A 16,855-nucleotide genomic window follows, 5' to 3' on the forward strand; every position below is an offset into this window, starting at 1 on the left:
GGAGGGGACGCTCTCCTTGGGGCGGTAGCTCAATGGGCAGAGCAACCTTGCGGGGTTGGTTGCGGGTTCGAGTCCCGTCCGTCCACGACGTGTCAGCGGGAAGGCGATGCTTCCCCCGGCGGATCTGACCCGCTGGCACGCGTCGCCTGCGGCTCCTGGGGAGGAGCCAACGGCGGCCCTGCCCCGGCCGGGGAAGGTGACGAGCAAGCCCTTCGCGGGCCCTACCTGATCCGATCCCCGGCCGACGGTGGGAACCTATGCCCTCGTGGGAGTAGTCCGACCTATCTCGCCCCGCTTTCAATGGTGAGATCACGGGTTCAAATCCCGCCGGGGGTACGCAACACGGCATGCCTCAACGCAGGCTCGTGCCGTCCAGGGGTAGGACGCCGGGTTGTCAGCCCGCGAACCGGGGTTCGAGTCCCCGCAGAAGCGCTCGCCCGATGTTCGGCAGGCCCTGATCCGCCGCCGGGGCAGCGGACGAACGGGATGCCGCCCGCCTCACGAACTGTCACGGAAAGGCCCGCACATGAGCTTGTCGGCGGAAACCGTCGCCCACCACCAGGTCGAACTCGCCGCCCTTGAATGCCTCATCCGCCGCCATTACGGCGTGGAGTACAGCGTGATTCGGGCGCTCGGCGTGTCCAATGGCTCGTACCGCCTCGTCGAGGCGTTGGACGAGTGGGAGGAAGGCGTCCCCATGAATCCACATGAGGCCGAGGAGATTTCCGCGTGGCGCGCGGGCGGACCTGAGCCTCATCTCGCGTCGGTCATGAACGACCTCGCGTGCAGCGGCGTCATCGACAGTGGTGAGTACCTCGTGCACGTCTGGTGGTAGCCGCTGCCCTCGCGTCAAGGAGAAGGCCGTGTACACCCTCGGCGCCGTGGGTGGTCGTGTCTGGTCCAGGTGGGGTGGCCGGATGTGCCCCGTCTATTTTCCGGAGCGTTGTACGGCGCGGCCTTGGACCTGCCTGGCGGCGGGTCTCTAGCTATCGGGGCGGTGCCGTACGCCCGGTCCGGGATAATGCTGACGACCTCGAAGCTTGAGCTGGAGACGGGATGATCACTGACTGGGCTGAAGCCCAGATGTGGAATGTGTTGGCAGCTGTACTCGTTGTTGGCGGTCTTGTTCTGGCTCTGGCCGGACACTTCGAAGGCCGTAACCGTCTTCCGATTGGCGTTGGCGTCGGCTTGGTGATGATTGGCGTCATGGTGCGCTTGGGGGTGTGGACCTGAGCGGCCGTTGCCCACGCTGGTGCGCCCCCGACGCCGACTCCTGCTGATTGGCCGCCGGTTGCCGTGGCCGGCGCCGCTCGCGGCGCTGGCCACGGCGTACTGGGTCGATTTGCCCTGTTCGCCCGCCTTGTGGAGTGCCGCCTGTCTGGCCCGCGCCCGGGCTCTACACTTGCTGCGATACGGGCTCATTGAGGCCAAACAGGAGATCATCATCTCTCAGGGCGCCCAGGTCGGCCGACCGTCCACCCTCCACGCCTCCATTCGCGGTACGCGCGATGCCGTGCTCTCCATCATGGTCGGCGGCGAGGTCCACCTGATCGGCGACGGCGCCTTCCGGCTCACCTGATACATCGCCGCGTCAGGCCGGACAGCGCGGCCGGACCGACCGAGTTGGTGTCGGCAGGACCCGGCCTCTACGTCGACGGGATGAATTGACCACCATGGGCTTCACACCGCGAGGTCGTGGCCCCCGAGGGGGATCGTGGCCACTTCCGTCCACGTAATGGTCTTCGACCGCTCGGTGGTTGTAGCGGTGACGTCGACGAGGTGGACGGCGGAGATGTAGAGCGGGGCGTGGCTTGGTCGGACACGGCGCAACTGACGTTGTGCTGCATCGGAGTCGGCATGGCCGTAGGCGTAGGCGCTGGTCAAGTGCTGTACGCCCCAGGGGTATTGAACCGCGCCCTCACCGCACACCGCCCGGATGGTGCGGCGGGTGACGTCGTGGAGATGCACCAGCCCCTCGTCGGGGCACAGGTCAGCGATGACCCCGGAGTGATAACTCAGCAACGAGCCGACCATCACCTCCAGCAGCGGGACAGTAGCCAGGGCCTGCATCAACGCCTCTACCAGGGCCCGCCGTTCAGCGGGCGGCACTGCAGCCGCCGGCCGGCCGCTGATCTGGTCGACGGTGATGTGGAGCCACCGCAGCTCAACTGGGCAGAGTGGAAACCCCGCGTCGATCAGAGACCTGTTGGCTTCGGTGATGAGTGCGATCAGGGGCTCGTGACGAGGGTCAGCGAGGTCGACGAGTGCGTAGACGTGCAGAACGCTCTCAGCCTTCCAGGCCTTCGTCCCGTGCTGGAACGCGAAGGGCTTCATGAGCCCGCGCTCAGAGGGTGATACCGAAACGAGAACGGAGGCGGTTCATCCCGTCGGTGTAGCCCCGCCCCCAGCGCGTCATGGAGAAGTCGAAGTCGTCGCCATCGCCATGCTGGGCGTAGTTGTACGAGACGATCCTCCACACACGGACCACGGGGTCGTTGGTGTCGGTGAGGTCGTGACCGAGCGCCGCAAGACGCTCTTCCCACTGTGCCTGACGCTCGTCGCCCTTCAAGTCGCCCGCGTAGAGAGCCTGGACCTGCTCATCCGTCACCGCAGTCGACTCGATGCCGTTTTCGGCGGCCAGGACGTAGAGCGCGACGGCGAGCCCGGCGGCCCCCTCCGCGATGATGACCCCGTCGATGATGATCGAGTATCCGTTGAGCGGCCCTTCAACGACCCGCACCGTGTGGTCCCAGGCCTGTGTCCACAGGTCCGGGCCGCCCATGGCCTGCCACTTGCGAAGCTGGTCTACGACGGTGGTCACTGGCTTCCCCCTCCTGGTCGTTGGCATCAGCGCCTGCACGACCGTGCCACGCCTGACGATCAGATGTTGCCAGATCCGCGAAACTGAGTGACCAGGTGAGCGCTGGACAGCGGCCATCCGATCTACTTCCCGTTCGCCGTACCTCCGAAGAGGCCTCGTAGAGCCCGTGCGGCTACCACAACGCACAAGCCCCGCCGGCGATCAGAGTCACCACCAGGCGGCGCCGCTGTCCGGCCCGGAGACGGCTGGGCGGTGACCGACGGGCCGCGCCCTCGTCGAGGAGCCCTCTGTGATCACACACGTCCTCTCAAGCGCTGGATCTTCCTCGGCCAGGGCTCGAAATCTCGGACCAAGCTCATTTGCTATGTACTGGTACCGGCATGTAGCTACAGTGTCGGTATGGGAAAGCAGACGAACATCAGACTGGACGATGCCGTGAAAGCAGCCGCCGAGGACCGAGCGAAGCGCCGCGGCCTGAGCTTGCAGGGATACGTGGCCGACCTGATCGAGGCTGACCTGAACCAGACACGCGCTGCCTTCATGGCCGGCGCAGCGGCCTTCCTCGCCGCTTATACGGAGGAGTTCGACGCGGAGGTTGGGGAGGACCGCTATCCCGGCCTCTCGGACAAGGCGACGGAAACGGCGTCGAGGGACGCCGCGTGAACGTCCGCATTGATCTCGCGTGGATCCTGGCAGTAGCACAGCAGATTCCGGGAGATCCCCAGGTGGTCGACTACGGCGTCCCGGTTGCGGCGGAAGCACGTCACCGGGCGGAGATTCTTGACCATGAGATCTATCCCGAGCCCCATCACAAGGCCGCGGCGCTGCTGTGCGAGCTGGCGCGAAACCCGTGCCTGGAGGTGAGGAACTTGCTGTTCGCGGCCACGGTGACGGCAGCCTACCTGTCGGCGTGCGACCTGCCGGTGAGCCCGGGCCTGGACACCGTTCTTCCACTGGCCCGCGCCGCCCGGGACGGGCTCCCGGTCCGGGAGGTCGCTGCTCAGATCAAGACCTGGACAAGTTGAGTTCCCTGCTGGGCTCGCGGTCCCCGGTGTCGACGTTGGTGCGGGTGGTGGACGGGGCGCTCGGCGGTGGTCTGCACCCGGGCCGGCTGTATCTGGTCACCGTCACGGGCCCGGCGGGTAGTGACCGCAGGCCCGGTGCCGGTGGCGGGCTGCTGGCGCGGTGCGGGGCGCGCTGTTCCGGGACGGGGGCGCTGTTCTGTACGCGGCGTTCGGGCCCTCCGCGCGGGACATTGCCGCGCGGGTGATGGCTGGCCAGCTCCGGGTCGGCTACCAGGCGCTGCGCGAGGGACGGCTGGAAGGGGCGGACCGGGCTGCCGTGGCCGAGCTGAGTGCCGGACCGGAGGCCGCGCGGCTGCTGATCGAGGACCGGCCCGCCACCGGGACCGGTGAACTCGCGCGTCTGGCCCGGGACCTGGAGGGGCTGCGGCTGGTCGTCGTCGACGGGCTGGAGGCGGTGCCCGGTCTGCGACGGCCGGCGCAGGACGTGGAGGCCGGTGCCGGGGCGGTGCAGGAACTGCGGCGCCTGGCGCGGGAGCTGGATGTGCCGGTGCTCGCGGTGGCCGAGACCGGCGATGGTGACGGCGAGGGCTTGCGCTCCGCCCTTGCCCCGGACGTCGTGATCGCTCTGACCTTCGCCGCGGATGATGTCGGCTACAACGCCCGGCGGGACCGGGTGCGGGTGACCGAGTGTGATCTCGGCCTGCAGAGTGAGGCGGAGATCCGTACCGACCTGGTGCGCGCCCGGCTGATCGGGCCGGAGTTCCGCGTGGACAGGGTGTTCGGCTCGGACGAGGGCCGCCTGGTCGTGGACGCGCTCAAGGATGCGGCCCAAGGCCTGCTGGAGGTGCCCGACGGCCTGCCCGAAGGCCTGATCAAGAGGCTCGGGCAGTTGTGCAGGGGAATGCCCGACAACTTCTCCGGGCTGGAGTTCGGGGACCTGCCGGACGAGGCGCAGCGTGCGGTTCTGCAGGAGTGGGTGGTTCGGCCTCCGCTGCCGGATACGGACCGGGGGGTGGGCCTGGGGGCCGCCCTTGACGCGTTCTACGGTCACGCTGTCGCGCACGGCTACGACCCGGAGGCCGAGGTGCCCTGCGAGCCCTGAGCGCGTCCGGGCACCGGCCGGCGGTAGACAGTTGCCGCAGCCCGCCGACGTGCTGGAAGGCGGGTGCGGACGAGCGGCAGTTGGCCTGTTGTTCTGGTCGAGATCTCACGTATGCGTGACCGGTTGGGGCGGGTGGAGGCATTCGGGTGGAGGCGGCTGGTTCGCGCTTTCCGTGCGTCGTTGACGGGTTCGGTTGCTGTGCTGCGGCCTTGCTGGCGTCGTGCGGGTTTTTGCGGGCTCGGTCCGTCCGCGCTGGGGCGGCGCGGGGCGCTACTCGTGTGGCGGTGTGTCGGTGTCCGGTCCGGCCCCGAGGGCCTTGGTGACCTCGTCGTGGACCTCGGGGTCGACGGGCGGCGGGACGGCGTCGGTCGGCCACCGATCGACGAAGGCCGGGGGGTAGGGGGCGTGGAGCATCTCGGCGGCGTGCAGGTGGGTGGGGAGGCTGTGTTGGTGGCCGGGGTGGGCGGCGATGGCGTGGCGGGCCTGTTCCAGGGTGATGCCGGGGTGGTTGCGCATGTACTGGTGTACGGCGCGGTCGTGTTCCTGGTTGTGGGGGTTGGTCATGGTCTCTCATGTCCTTGTCCGGCTTGCTGCCCTACACGCGCCGGCCGTCCCGGAGGAGGGCATGACGCCATCACTCGCGCGAGTCGCAGCCGTCTGGTGTGGGCGCCGAGATGGTGGTGGACCGGGTGCGGCGCGGTTGCCCGTGGTGCACTCGCCATCGTAGGGGAGCGTGCGCAGGCCCGGCCGTGGCGGCCCCGGCTCCTGGTACCGGCTGCGCCCTGACCTCGCGTCGGAGGACAGCGCGTGACCCGGGCACGGTGTGCAGGGTAGCGGCCGTTGTCTCGGGCGGGCGGGTCGCGGCTCGGTCAGCAGGCCGCGGTCGACGGACCGCTGCGCCACGAACGGGGTCCGCACCTGATGGTGATCTGCGAACGGCGCCGCCGCTGATGCGGCGACACCGTTGCATCGGGGCGCCCGACGGCGCTTTGCCTCCGGTAGCCGGAGGTGCTGGTTCGGCTTCCCCGCCGAGGCGGATGGCCCGGCGCCGTGTGCCCGAAATCTGCGGCGCCGTCTGCAAAAGGTAGCAGCGGCTGCCAACGGGGCATCAGCGCGCTCGACAAGGGAATTCGGACGCCGGTCCACCTCCCGTTGTTACGGCTGTGCGTGGTGGTCGGCCGGGCTCGGGGGGTGAACGCCGCGTCGGTGTATGTGAGTTGAGGGCGGTGCTGGGCGGTGCTGGTGACGTCGGTGCTGTGCGGGTCTGTGCTCGTTGTGTGGCGGGGTGGCTGCTCGCGGTCGTACGACGGCCTCGCCCTCCTTGTGTGGCGTTCGGGGGGTGCTGCTGGCTCGTCGCCGGTGCTGTCCCGTTGTTACGGCTGTGCGTGCGGGTTGTTGGTGCGCGGACGGCCCCGGCTGCCGTCTGCCCCGCCGCTCCCCGGGTCGGCCTCGGGCGCGGTCGGCCTCGGGCGCGGTCGCCCGGTTACGGCTGCGGGTGTGGGTTTGGTTCCGTTTCGAAGGCCCCGTACGGCGCGGACCCGCCGTGCTGCTGTCCCGTTGTTACGGCTGTGCGTGTGGGTTCCTGCCGCTGTTGGCAGTGGGCGGGGGCGGGGTCAACACTCCGGCGGCGTGCGCTCGTGTGCCTGGGTGGTGGCCGGTGGGGGTTGGTTTTCGGGGGCGTGGGCCCGGAGCCGGTGGAGCTTCCGGGGGCCGGCTGGTCCCCGGAAGCTTGTCCCTTGCTCCGCGGTCCCGTTCAACGAGTGGGGGCTGTTGGTGTTATGCGGTGGCGGTCTGCCTGGCCAGTGCCGCGAGGGGGGAGCGCCGGCCTTTGGGGACCGCGTGCAGTTGCTCCCAGTCGATGTCGGTGCGTGCGGCGAGCGTGTCGACGGACTGCGTGGTGTAGAGGGGGATGTCGACGGCTCCGGCGCGGGAGGTGCCGAAGCGGACCTCGATGGACTCGGCGGGGCTGATCCAGTCCAGGCGCAGCATCCAGTCGAAGTCGGTCCTGCGGACCCCGAGCCGTGCGGCGGCCTGCTCGGGTCCGAGCGGGGTGTCGGCGGCGACCAGTCGGGCCAGGTCCTCGCGGCGGCAGATCTCCGCGACCTGGCCGGGGTGGTGCAGTGTTCCGTCGGGGTTCGCGCTGAGGTCGGCCAGCAGGCCGCGGTCGACGAACCGCCGCACCACGAACGACGTCACGTGCGCTTTCTCGCTGGGTGTGTTCGGGGTGCCGAGGGCGTCGGCGAGCCGGTCGGCGGCCTCGCCGCCGGAGATCGGCGGGGTGGGCGTCGCGGCGCGGATCGCGGCGGCGTCGATCGCCTCCACGGTGGCCCGTGACCACTGCCGGGAGGAGGCGTCGGGGGCGGGGACGAGGCCGGTGTGCCGTGCCCACCGGAAGGCGGCTACGGGGACGCGCAGGCGTCCGGCGGCCTGGCTCTCGTCGTACTCGGTGCGTCGTGCCATGGGGATCGTCCTCTCTGGTGGTCCGCCCGGAGCGGGCGGACATGACCGTGACAGACCATCTGAAACTCTGTCAAGAGCCTTTAAAACGTGGCAAGTTGGACCTATTCGGTTAGGTCCGCGCCCGCGTACGGGGAGGGAAATCCCCTTGGGCGGGTCGTTGCCGCGCCGCGTCGTTCGGTCCCTCGGGCCCGCTCGGCGTCCGTCGCGCCGGCGGGCCCTGGCCCGCCTCGTGGGGGGCGTCGGCTGGATGTGCAGGCGGGTCGGGTGAACTCGCCTCTGCGGTAGGCGGGTTGGGGTGTTGTTATGGCTGTGCGTGGCGGTTGGTGGTCGTGGGCGGTCTGGCGTTCGCTCGGGGAGGGGTGCGGGTGTCTGTTACGGCTGTGCGTGCGGGTTGGTGGTGCATGGTGCCGGTGCGTGGTCGGCGCCGGGTGATGGTTGGTCGGTCGTGTCTCGTGGCTGGGGTGTCGCCGCTCGTCGCGTGGCCGCCGTCCGTTGTGACGGCTGTGCGTGGAGGTTGTTGTTGTCCCGGCTCGGTTCCGGTGAACGGGTGGGGCGGGGTGAACTCTCGGGCGCTGTATGCGGGTTGATGCCGGTGTGGTGTCTGTTACGGCTGTGCGTGCCGGTTGTGGGTGTGGATCGTTGTCCTTGGTATGGCTGTGCGTGATGGTTGTCGCCCTTGCACCATGTGTGCCGCGGACATGTCCGGTGGTGGTCCGGTGTTTCTGGTGGTGGGTGTGGTGCGCCGACGCCGGCGTTGGGTGGGTGGCCGTTTCCCGATCTGCGGGGGTTGTTACGGCAGGGGGTGTCCCGATCCGGTCAGCGGGCTGTCGCGCCCGGATGACGCCCGGCGGTCGGCGGCGGTCCGGTGGACGGAGTTGGTCGGTCGTGGGGAGGTTCTGCCGCCGACGCCGTGTGTCGGGTGCGGTGTGGTGGTGGTGCGGCGGGCGGAGACGCTGCTCGACGGGGTGACGTGCTCCCAGGCCTGTCGGACATCCCTCACGCGGGTCCTCAGGGGCGGCAGGGGGTCGGGTCGGCCGTGCGGGGCGTGTGGGCGGGCTGTTACGGCTGGGCGTGCGGATGCGGTGTACTGCGGGCCGCCGTGCCGGCAGGCGGCCTACCGCCTCCGCCGTGCCGTCGCCCGCCCGGTGGGGGAAGCCGAAGTCCCCGAAGTCCCCGACGCGGTCGACCCGGTCGATGTCCCGGATCCGGTGGATGAGTTGACGCGGGCGATGAAGCCGTTCCTCAGCGGGCATGCCAGGGGGCTCTCCCGGCCGCTGTACAGGGCGCTGTATCTGCTGGAGACCGCGTACCGGGTTGGTCCCCAGGGGCGGCAGTTGGCCCTGGACCGTCTCGCGTCCATGGACCCGGACCGTGTCAAGATCCCGGACAGCGAGCACGGACGCCGGCTGCGCGCCGCTCTGCGTGCGGTCCGTGACCGGCACACGCAGCCGTAACGCGTGCTTCGGGTTGCGGGTCGGTCGGCCCGTCCTGGCCTCGCCTCCTGGTTGCTGCGCGGCCGTGGCGGGGTGGTTGTGGGTGTCGGGTGCGTGTGCAGGCGGGGCTGGTGAACTCGCTTCTGCTGTAGGCGGGTTGGGGTGTTGTGACGGGTGTGCGTGCCGGTTGGTGCGTGGGGCGGGTGTCCGCTCGGTGTCGTGCGGTTGGTCGTCCCGCCCGTGTGCGCAGTTCCCTTCCGTACGCGGTGCTCGGCGATCGCGTGTCGGAGAGTGGGCCGTCCCGCCGCGGGTCGGTGGTCCGTTCGGCGCCGAGGGGGTGGTGTTACGGCTGTGCGTGCGGGTTGTTGGTGCGCGGACGGCCCCGGCTCGACCGGCCGGTCCTGGCCGCCGTGGGCCGTGGGTCCCGTCCTGACCGGCCTCGGCGCGGGTGGTCGTGTTACGGCTGTGCGTGGAGGTTGGTTGGGCGCACGCAGGGTGTCCGTCCGGCGCCGAGGGGCGGCGTTACGGCTGCGCGTGCGGGTTGCGTGCTTCCGCGCGGTCCCGGTGGGGCGACGTCGCCGAACCCGGCCTCGCTCGCCGCCAGGGCCAACGGCCCTGGTCCCGCACCCGTCCGGCGAGGGGCCCGCAAGGGACCCGGCCCGCACGCCCACGCGGCCCCGGCAGGGGGCACGCCCCGCGTCGGCCAACGGCCGGCCCCGCGTTCTGTTGCTCTTCGCCCGGGTCGTCCGGCAGGGGTCAACTGGCCATCCTCGTATGGTGGTTGACCTGCTGTTCTGGCCGAAATTCAGGTATGAGTGTCCGGCTGGAGCGGGTGGAGGCCTTCGAGTGGACGCGGCCGGCGGTGCGCGTCGGCGGGGTGAGCGTCGTACGGTGCCGGCCGGGTCCGGGGAGCGGTCCCTGCGTAACTCGGTGTCCTGGCCCGGGGATTCGTCCGTCGTACGGTGCCGTGCTCCCGGAGCTGGGGGAAGTGCGGGTCCCGGGACGTCGTGGAACGGCTCGGGTCTGCTGCTCGTCACCTGCCGCGTGCCGTGCCGTGCCGTGCCGTGCCGTACCGCGCCGTGGCGGGGCCGTACGGCGGTGTCGTCCGGCTGCGCCTCGGCGGAGCGGACGTCGAGGTGTCCCGGCGGCCGTACGGTAGGCGACTCCCACCCAGCTCCTGACGGGCCGTCGGGCGAGGTCGTGCAGGTCACGGCAGGTCGGGTCGGAAAGTCCGTCAACTCGTGTGCTGTGCCCGCTCGGAGGGGCGTACCGTTGTGTCATCGTCGCCGCCGAGGGCGGCCTGTTGTGCAGCCGGTGGACACCGCGGTATCCACCGGCAAGACCTGAGTACGCCGCCTGCACGCTACGGGGCGGGTACCCGGATCCGCCTGCGGGTCACCGAAGCGACGCCGGGTCGGCTCAGCGACGGACCGCGGTCCTTGCCGGGCGGGCACGGGTGCGTTGCGCTCCGATGGCGCTCTGCTCGCGTACGCCGGTCACCGGCCGCGAGCCCGCCTCGCGCCGGCCCATTCGATTGAGGCCCTGTGAGCACCATCGACATCCCCGACGAGCCCGACGACATCGACGGCATCGCGCTCATCGACATCCGCTCCGGCGACCGCTCGGCGCCGTTCGTGCACCGCGTCGAGCCGGTCAGCAAGACCACCAAGGCGATCAAGTTCCTTGAGAGCCATCCCGACGTCCAGATCTCCTCCGCCGCCGTCCGGCGGATCGTGTTCGGCGCGGTCGAGCCCGGACTGCTCGAAGGTGCCCGCCTGGAGCGCCACCGGGTGGAGACCGGCTGGCTGAGTGTCATCTCCTACCGCGCGTACACGCTGCTGTTGTCCCCCGCGATCGAGAACGACCGGCTCCTGGACGAGGCCCACTACGCGGCCGACCCGGACACCGGCAACAACCAGCGGGTCCTGTCCATGCCCACCGGGCACGACACCGAGGCCACCCTCGTCTACGCCGACGCCATGGACGACCTTCTCGCGGCCACCGACCGGGCGTCCATGCGCGTGCGGGAGGTCAACGCGCAGGAGGTCGGCCGGCGCATCGTGGAGCGGCCCCTGACGGCCGTCCCCGCCACCTTCCTCAATCCGGGACGCCACCCCGACGACGACCTCAACCTCGTTGACGGCAACAGCCGTTGGGCGTCCTGCACGGCCGGTATCAAGGTCCCGTCCAGCTCGATCCGCCCCACCAACGCCAAGGCCCCCGACAGTCTGCTTCCGTCCCACCTCATGCGGCTTCCCCTGGCCGAGCGGCGGGATCTTGTCCGGGAGATCGTGAAGAACGCCCACCGCGACATCGACGGCGCCGCTGGCACGAGCAGGGCGGCCCGTGCCAAGCGCGACCAGGCCGCCAGGCTCCTCAACGCGATGACTGTCCCGGTGCAGGTCATCGTCGGCTACACCGACGACAACCCGTCCATGGGCATGCGGCGCTTCCCTGTCGCGGTCCGCTCGCTGCTGATGCGGATGAACATCGGGGTGAAGGAGTTCAAGGGGCCCTCGAAGAACGGTGTCACCGCCGAGGAGATCGTCACCGCCCTGTTCGACTCCGGCGAGCTCGGCGACGACGCCCAGGCCGTGCGGGACGTCCTCCTGGGCCGCGCCGACGTCACCGACGCCATGAAGGCCCTCGGACTCAACCCAGCCTTCCGCGACCTGCGGTTCACGTACGTCGTTCAGCAGCTCACCCGCAAGGAGTCCCGGCTGAACGCGGTCATGGCCGCGAAGCTCGACAAGCGCAGCCTCCAGGTCACCCACCGCAGCGGCCCGATCGTCGAACTCGGCCTGCGCTCCTACTCCAGCCTCCCCAGGGAGAAGCTGGCGCCCGTGCGCACCGCGCTGGACACCGGCTGCCTGTGGCAGGCCCTCGCCGACCACGAATGGACCGTCGAGAACATCGACAGCGACCAGGCCGTGGACGACCTCCTGGAGCGCGCCGACAACGGCGACGTCCCCGCCCGGCTGCTCCTCGGCGTGCTCGCCATGGTCACCCTCGTCACCAGCGGCTACCTCCTCGCGCCCGGCGGCTCCGCCGAGCAGATCGTCGGGGGCATCAAGGTCATGCGCGCCGGCGTCGGCACGGTCGTCAAGACCGTCCTCGACACGAAGGAGGGCCGGCAGGTGCTCGCCGACGCGATCAAGCGGATCCGGGCCGGCCTGCGCCCGCGGTGGTGGGCCGACGGCCGTCTCGTCGAGCGCGAGAAGTGGAAGGGCAGCGACTTCAACGCCCACCTGCGCCTCGCCGCCAACCACGGGTTCGTCCCCGAGGGCTACCAGAACGACCCCACCGCCACCGAACTCGAGGACAAGGCCCTCACGGCCTTCCAGACCTCCCTCACCGCGGCCGGCGCCGACCTCGACGACCTGATCGCCCTGCGCAAGATGAACGGCACCACCACCGAACTCTCCTGGACCGTCGTGGAGCCGTCCTTCAAGCAGCTCAGCTTCATGGGCAGCGACCTCGCCCGCATCGCCGAGAGCGAGCCGCGCTGATGACCGACACCGCCTGGGCCGGCCTCGTCACCGTCACCGACGACCGGTACGCCATGCTCGCCCGCCTCGCCGGCCAGTGGCTCCTCGAACCGCAGCCCGAGCCGATCCCCATCGGCGAGGACTCCGGCCACGAGGACAAGGCCATCTACATCGCGGTCAACCGCAACGGCAACGCCTGCTACTGCGGAAAGACCGCCCCCACCCGGGCCCTGAACCGGGGGGCCGTCGCGACCCGGCTCGGCCAGCACACCAACCGGAGCGCGTCGAAGCGGGACGAGTGGGTCGAGTACTGGGTGATCCCGCTGCGGGAGGCCACCCCCGGCCACGTCGTCTCCGCCCTGGAAAGGACCGTGGCCGCCCGCCTCGGCATTCCGCTCGTGCACCGGACGCGCATGCCGCGCCGGCGCACCTGACCCCTGGCCGGCCGAAACCACGGCCGGCGCAGGAAACGCACATGGACCCCCGGCACCGGAGGACGGTGCCGGGGGTCCACCTCGCTCCGGGGCCAGCGGCCGGCCCCGCTGGTCGACGTGCTGCTCTGCACCCGCCCCGCCCGCCGCTGCGCCCCGTCGTCATCAGGTAACTTCCCTGCCGCACAGGGCTGTTTACCTGCTGCTCTGGTCGGGATCTCGCATATGTGTGACCGGTTGGAGCGGGTGGAGGCCTTCGGGTGGACGCGGTTGGCGACCGTGCGGTCGTGTGGCCGGGTCCTTGCCTTCCGTACGCCGTTGACGGGTCCGGCCGCTGCGCCCCGACCTGGCCGGCGTCGTTCAGGCCTTTGCGGGCCCGGTCCGCCCGCGCTGGGGCCGCGCGGGCCGCTACTCGCGTGGCGGCGCGTCCGTGTCGGTGTCCTGCTCGATCCCGAGGGCCTTCGCGACCTCGTCGAAGACCTCGGGGTCGATGGGCGGCCGGACGGTATCGGTCGGCCGGTCCAGATCGACGAAGACCGGGGTGTAGGGGGTCTGGAGCAGCTCGTGGACGGGGGTGGACGCGGGGCTGGTCCAGGTGAGGTCGCGGGCCGGGTCGGTGTCGATCAGGAGGGGCCGCTGACGCGCTTCGGCGAGGAGCCGGGCGAGCTCGTGCGCGTCGGTGGGGGGTTCGCCCGGGGTGATGAGCGGGTCCAGGTCGGTCATGTTCGCCTGCTGGGCGAAGGCGAGCGACAGTGCCGCGGCCAGGTCGGTGGAGGTCGAGGTCTTGCCCTCGCCGCCGCGGCGGAAGTGCCCGGCGGTGAAGGGCGTCTCGGTCATGCGCCGTACGGTCGCCAGGTCGGGGCGCGCGGGGAGCGGGGTGGTGAGGGCGCGGGCCTGGTCGGCGGTCATGCCGGTGGCCGCGACGAGGGCCTGTACGGCGTGGTCGGGCAGCGGGCCGGCGGCGAGTTCGTCGAGACGTTCGGTGGCGGAGGTGCCGGGCGCGAGGCCGAGGAGTTCCATGGCCCGGTGCCGCTGGACGCCGGCCGTGGCGGCGACGCGCTGGATGTAGCCCTCCAGCCGTTCTGCGGGGCGGGGCAGGGGAGCGGCGGGGATCCGGGCCGGGAGGCTCTGCTGGCCGGAGCGGGCGGCGACGGCCTGGCGGGCCTGGTCCAGGGTGATGCCGGGGTGGTCGCGCTTGTACTGGCGTACGGCGCGGTCCTGTTCCCGGTTGCGAGGGTTGGTCATGTCTCACGTCCTTGTCCGGCCTGCTGCCCCACACGCGCCGGCCGTCCAGGAGGAGGGCATGACGGCATCGCTCGCGCGAGTCTCAGACGTCTGCGGTCCCCGTCGGCGGTGTGGGCGTCGAGGTGGAGTGGACCGGGCGTGGCGCGGTTGCCCTTGGTGCACCGTCATCGTAGCGGCGGCCTGCGACACCCGAGGGGGAGTGTGCGGAGGTGCGGTCGGGATTCGGCCGTCCCGGCCCCGGCCCCCGGAGCACGGGCGCCCGGTGTCGTCGCCCGGCGGGTCTTCCCGATGCGCCTGGCTGCTGCTCGCCGCCGGGCCCGCGGTGGTGGGTGTGTCAGGTGGTGGTGAGTACGTAGGTGTGGGTGTGGAGGGTGCTGGCGATGGCGTAGCGGGCGTGGACGCGGCCGTGGGCGCGGTCGAGTGTGATCCGGGCGGCGCGGTGGCGTTCTGCGGTGCCCAGCAGGGAGGCGCGGATGTCTGCGGGCCGGAGTCCGGGGGCGGGGGTGCGGCGGCTGCCGGTGGTGTTCCCGGCGAACGCGCCGACGCGGTCCAGGAGGTGGCGGTGGAGGGTGGCGCCGGTGGCCGGGCGGATGTCGAGCAGGCGCAGGGCCCCGGGGGTGTCCAGCGCGTGCCCCGGCAGAGGCGTGTAGGCGCCGGGTCCGGCGGGCGCGAAGACGGCGCGGGGGTCGGCGGCCAGCAGGCCGCGTACGGCGTTGTCGTCGATCTCGCAGGAGGTGTCACCGCCGGGGACGGCCCACTGCAGGCTGCGGCGCAGGCCGCGGTGCCAGGTGAGGCCCTCGCCGGTGCGGACGGTGTCGTGGTCGGCGAAACGCCAGATGGCCTGGGCGGGCGTGGACGGCACGTGCACTCCTGGGCGGATGGTGGCGGGGCGGGCCGCTGCGCCGCGGGGCAGCGGCGGTCCCGCAGGGGCGGTGCTCACTTCCCGGCGGGTGCCGGGGTGCGGGCGGGCAGGGGGACGGGGTTGGCCATCGGGTCGTCGAGTTGGGCGTACCAGTCCTCGTCGTCGCGGAAGACCGTGGAGCACCCGGCGGTGCAGATGAGCTGGCCGGGCGTGAGGAGCCGCTGGACCTCGTGGACCGGAGGGTCGATGTAGCCGACGGCGGAGCCGTGGTTGCAGTACCCGCGCTCGCGCACGGCGTGCCAGGCGTCGGCCTCGGCGTGCATCTGCGCCGTCTCCAGGTCGACGTCCAGGCGCTCGGTGCGGATGGCTTCGAGTTCGTCGCTGCTGCTCTCGTCGCTGTACATCGGGGTCCCTCCGGATGGCTACCGTCGCACCTTGTGACTCTTAAGACTATACGCACCGAATGGCATGATGGCAAGTCTTAAGAGACGACATGGTTGTATTCCGGTGAGCCCCGGCGGGCGGGCGTCGCGCGGTGCTCGCCGGGTTCGCGGACGCGTGCCCCGGTGCGACTCGGCGGCCCGGCCGGAGGGTTCGTCCGCCGCCGTACGGTGCCGAGCCCTCCGGAGCCGGGGATTCGTCCGCCGTGCGGCGCGCTCGCGGCGCCGGGTGCGGGTGGCGGTCTCGGGCCGGCAGCCGGCTGTCGCTCGGCGCCCGTCGCGCGCCGAACCGCGCCGCGGCGAGGCCGTACGGCGGTGCCGTCCGCTGCGCCGGGCATGGAGCGCCGTCCGGCAGCCCCCGCGACCGCATCACCCGGCGAGTGGGTGCCTGTATGTCCCGACTCGCTTCCTGCCTCTTATGGCTTGCAATGCCGCCCCGGGGTGCGTATAGTCTTAAGAGTCATCGTGGGTTCGGGGTGGCGGGCCGGAAGGCTGATGCCACCCCTCCCCGGTGGCCCCAATTCGGACTCGGGTGCCTGATCAGCGTCCCGGGTTGAAGGGAGGGTCGCCCCCTCCTGGAGCTGCGGTGTAGGCAGTGCACCCCCTCGGAGAGAGGGAGGAGCGGGTTCGAGTCCCGCCAGCTCACGGGTTCCTTCCGCTCCTCGTCCCCCGCCCGGGGCGGGAGGGACCGGCCGCAGGCCTTTGTCCCCCCGGGGGCCTGCGGCGCCGCTCCCTGCGGGGCGGGACACGCGACCTGTGGCCGAAGTGCTGCGGAGGCTCGCTTCCCGCCCCGCAGAGGCGCCCGGCCGGTCGACCGGCCCGCACGGCGTAGTGCCCTGCGAGAGCTCGCCGGGCCGACCATGAATCGGAGGATCGCCCCCGTGGACGATATTGCCCAGGACTCCAGCAGCAGCACCCCGGCCGAGCGCGTGGCCCGCGGCAGGGCCATCTGGGACCGCTACGGTGCCGAGCACCCGTTCGCCGCGATCGAGGACGCAATCACCGACCTGCTGCACCTCGCCGACGAGGACGTCCCCGGCGGCGCCGACGTCGTTCTGGACCGTGCCGAGCTCCATTACGGCGCAGAACGGGCCATCAGCGCCCCCCGGAGCCCCGCCCCGGACAGCTTCGCCGCCCGGGAGCGGGCCCTCAACGGCCTGCCCGCCAACTGGGAGCGCGCCGCCCGCCGCCTGATCGATTAGGGCTGGTGTGCCCGAGCCCGGCATGCGGGCCCAGGGCGACGTCCTGCTCGCGGTCCGCACCGGCCGTCGCCCCTGTCGACCTCGTCGTCGAGCGTGCAGGCCTGCGCGTGGCCCGACCGCCCCACCCGCTCCGGGGCCAACGGCCCCGGCCCCGCACCCGACCGGCCAGGGTCCCGAAAGGGACCCGGCCTCACCCCCACGCGGCCCCCGACAGGGGGCACGCCCACGCCGGCCAACGGCCGGCCCCGCGTTCGACGTGCTGCTCTCTGCCCGGCTGAGCCCTGGACCGCCCGCAAGGCGTCAACTGACCTTCCTTGTGCGGTGGTTGACCTGCTGTTCTGGTCGG

General features: G+C 71.4%; 18 protein-coding genes and 2 tRNA genes. 12 read left to right on the forward strand and 8 right to left on the reverse strand.

Going from position 1 to position 16,855, the window contains the following annotated elements; translation table 11 throughout:
- Window positions 1-18: 18 nt before the first annotated feature.
- The 4 genes from SPR02S_RS34465 (at window position 19) to SPR02S_RS63435 (ending at window position 1,579) form a co-directional block, all read left to right on the forward strand.
- Window positions 19-87: transfer RNA gene (locus SPR02S_RS34465), tRNA-OTHER, on the forward strand.
- Between the two features lie 439 nt (window positions 88-526).
- Window positions 527-835, forward strand: a complete 309-nt coding sequence (locus SPR02S_RS34480; protein ID WP_019061587.1) for a hypothetical protein — start codon at window positions 527-529, stop codon at window positions 833-835.
- 221 nt (window positions 836-1,056) lie between these two features.
- Entirely contained in the window at window positions 1,057-1,233 is a 177-nt protein-coding gene (locus SPR02S_RS63430; RefSeq protein ID WP_158697921.1) for a hypothetical protein, read from the forward strand.
- A gap of 7 nt (window positions 1,234-1,240) precedes the next feature.
- Window positions 1,241-1,579 (forward strand): hypothetical protein, encoded by a 339-nt coding sequence (locus SPR02S_RS63435; RefSeq protein WP_158697922.1) that lies wholly within the window; start codon window positions 1,241-1,243, stop codon window positions 1,577-1,579.
- Between the two features lie 101 nt (window positions 1,580-1,680).
- On the opposite strand, the gene SPR02S_RS56930 is transcribed toward SPR02S_RS63435, so the two are convergent.
- Both SPR02S_RS56930 and SPR02S_RS34500 read right to left on the reverse strand, forming a co-directional pair.
- The gene (locus tag SPR02S_RS56930; RefSeq protein ID WP_019061590.1) at window positions 1,681-2,334 is read right to left on the reverse strand and encodes a hypothetical protein; all 654 of its coding nucleotides are present in this window, start codon (window positions 2,332-2,334) and stop codon (window positions 1,681-1,683) included.
- Between the two features lie 10 nt (window positions 2,335-2,344).
- Window positions 2,345-2,821 (reverse strand): hypothetical protein, encoded by a 477-nt coding sequence (locus SPR02S_RS34500; protein WP_019061591.1) that lies wholly within the window; start codon window positions 2,819-2,821, stop codon window positions 2,345-2,347.
- A 399-nt stretch (window positions 2,822-3,220) separates the two neighbouring features.
- On the opposite strand from SPR02S_RS34500, the gene SPR02S_RS56935 reads away from it, so the two are divergent.
- The 3 genes from SPR02S_RS56935 (at window position 3,221) to SPR02S_RS34515 (ending at window position 4,948) form a co-directional block, all read left to right on the forward strand.
- Window positions 3,221-3,484 carry a hypothetical protein gene (locus tag SPR02S_RS56935; RefSeq protein WP_019061592.1) on the forward strand — a complete coding sequence of 88 codons (264 nt, stop codon included), beginning with the start codon at window positions 3,221-3,223 and terminating at the stop codon, window positions 3,482-3,484.
- A complete protein-coding gene (locus SPR02S_RS34510; RefSeq protein ID WP_026151116.1) occupies window positions 3,481-3,846 on the forward strand; it encodes a hypothetical protein in 366 nt (121 codons plus the stop codon). The genes SPR02S_RS56935 and SPR02S_RS34510 overlap by 4 nt, the downstream gene beginning before the upstream one ends.
- A gap of 160 nt (window positions 3,847-4,006) precedes the next feature.
- Window positions 4,007-4,948 carry a DnaB-like helicase C-terminal domain-containing protein gene (locus SPR02S_RS34515; protein ID WP_019061594.1) on the forward strand — a complete coding sequence of 314 codons (942 nt, stop codon included), beginning with the start codon at window positions 4,007-4,009 and terminating at the stop codon, window positions 4,946-4,948.
- Between the two features lie 270 nt (window positions 4,949-5,218).
- Here SPR02S_RS34515 and SPR02S_RS34520 read toward each other — a convergent pair whose 3' ends face one another.
- The 3 genes from SPR02S_RS34520 to SPR02S_RS63440 all read right to left on the reverse strand — a co-directional run bounded on the left by SPR02S_RS34520 (window position 5,219) and on the right by SPR02S_RS63440 (window position 8,408).
- Window positions 5,219-5,512 (reverse strand): hypothetical protein, encoded by a 294-nt coding sequence (locus SPR02S_RS34520; RefSeq protein WP_019061595.1) that lies wholly within the window; start codon window positions 5,510-5,512, stop codon window positions 5,219-5,221.
- Window positions 5,513-6,724: 1,212 nt separating this feature from the next.
- Window positions 6,725-7,408, reverse strand: coding sequence for a hypothetical protein (locus SPR02S_RS56940; protein WP_019061596.1), 684 nt, complete (start codon window positions 7,406-7,408; stop codon window positions 6,725-6,727).
- A 790-nt stretch (window positions 7,409-8,198) separates the two neighbouring features.
- A complete protein-coding gene (locus tag SPR02S_RS63440; RefSeq protein ID WP_158697923.1) occupies window positions 8,199-8,408 on the reverse strand; it encodes a hypothetical protein in 210 nt (69 codons plus the stop codon).
- Between the two features lie 145 nt (window positions 8,409-8,553).
- Here SPR02S_RS63440 and SPR02S_RS63445 point away from each other — a divergent pair, with 145 nt between their 5' ends.
- The 3 genes from SPR02S_RS63445 (at window position 8,554) to SPR02S_RS34540 (ending at window position 12,763) form a co-directional block, all read left to right on the forward strand.
- Window positions 8,554-8,862, forward strand: a complete 309-nt coding sequence (locus SPR02S_RS63445; RefSeq protein WP_158697924.1) for a hypothetical protein — start codon at window positions 8,554-8,556, stop codon at window positions 8,860-8,862.
- A gap of 1,523 nt (window positions 8,863-10,385) precedes the next feature.
- Window positions 10,386-12,350: a hypothetical protein gene (locus SPR02S_RS34535; RefSeq protein ID WP_019061598.1), complete on the forward strand. Its 1,965-nt coding sequence runs from the start codon at window positions 10,386-10,388 to the stop codon at window positions 12,348-12,350.
- Entirely contained in the window at window positions 12,350-12,763 is a 414-nt protein-coding gene (locus SPR02S_RS34540; protein WP_019061599.1) for a hypothetical protein, read from the forward strand. Before SPR02S_RS34535 ends, SPR02S_RS34540 begins: the two co-directional genes overlap by 1 nt.
- A 405-nt stretch (window positions 12,764-13,168) precedes the next feature.
- Here SPR02S_RS34540 and SPR02S_RS34545 read toward each other — a convergent pair whose 3' ends face one another.
- The 3 genes from SPR02S_RS34545 to SPR02S_RS34555 form a co-directional block, all read right to left on the reverse strand.
- A complete protein-coding gene (locus SPR02S_RS34545) occupies window positions 13,169-14,005 on the reverse strand; it encodes a hypothetical protein (protein ID WP_019061600.1) in 837 nt (278 codons plus the stop codon).
- Between the two features lie 334 nt (window positions 14,006-14,339).
- Window positions 14,340-14,867 carry a hypothetical protein gene (locus tag SPR02S_RS65810; protein ID WP_019061601.1) on the reverse strand — a complete coding sequence of 176 codons (528 nt, stop codon included), beginning with the start codon at window positions 14,865-14,867 and terminating at the stop codon, window positions 14,340-14,342.
- A gap of 74 nt (window positions 14,868-14,941) precedes the next feature.
- A complete protein-coding gene (locus SPR02S_RS34555; RefSeq protein ID WP_019061602.1) occupies window positions 14,942-15,271 on the reverse strand; it encodes a hypothetical protein in 330 nt (109 codons plus the stop codon).
- A gap of 613 nt (window positions 15,272-15,884) precedes the next feature.
- Here SPR02S_RS34555 and SPR02S_RS63450 point away from each other — a divergent pair.
- Window positions 15,885-15,954, forward strand: a tRNA-Ser gene (locus SPR02S_RS63450).
- A 234-nt stretch (window positions 15,955-16,188) separates the two neighbouring features.
- Window positions 16,189-16,509, forward strand: coding sequence for a hypothetical protein (locus tag SPR02S_RS34560; protein WP_019061603.1), 321 nt, complete (start codon window positions 16,189-16,191; stop codon window positions 16,507-16,509).
- The last annotated feature ends 346 nt before the right edge of the window (window positions 16,510-16,855 follow it).

Origin of the sequence: Streptomyces prunicolor NBRC 13075, assembly GCF_000367365.1 — a bacterium.
Taxonomy (GTDB): Bacteria; Actinomycetota; Actinomycetes; order Streptomycetales; family Streptomycetaceae; genus Streptomyces; species Streptomyces prunicolor.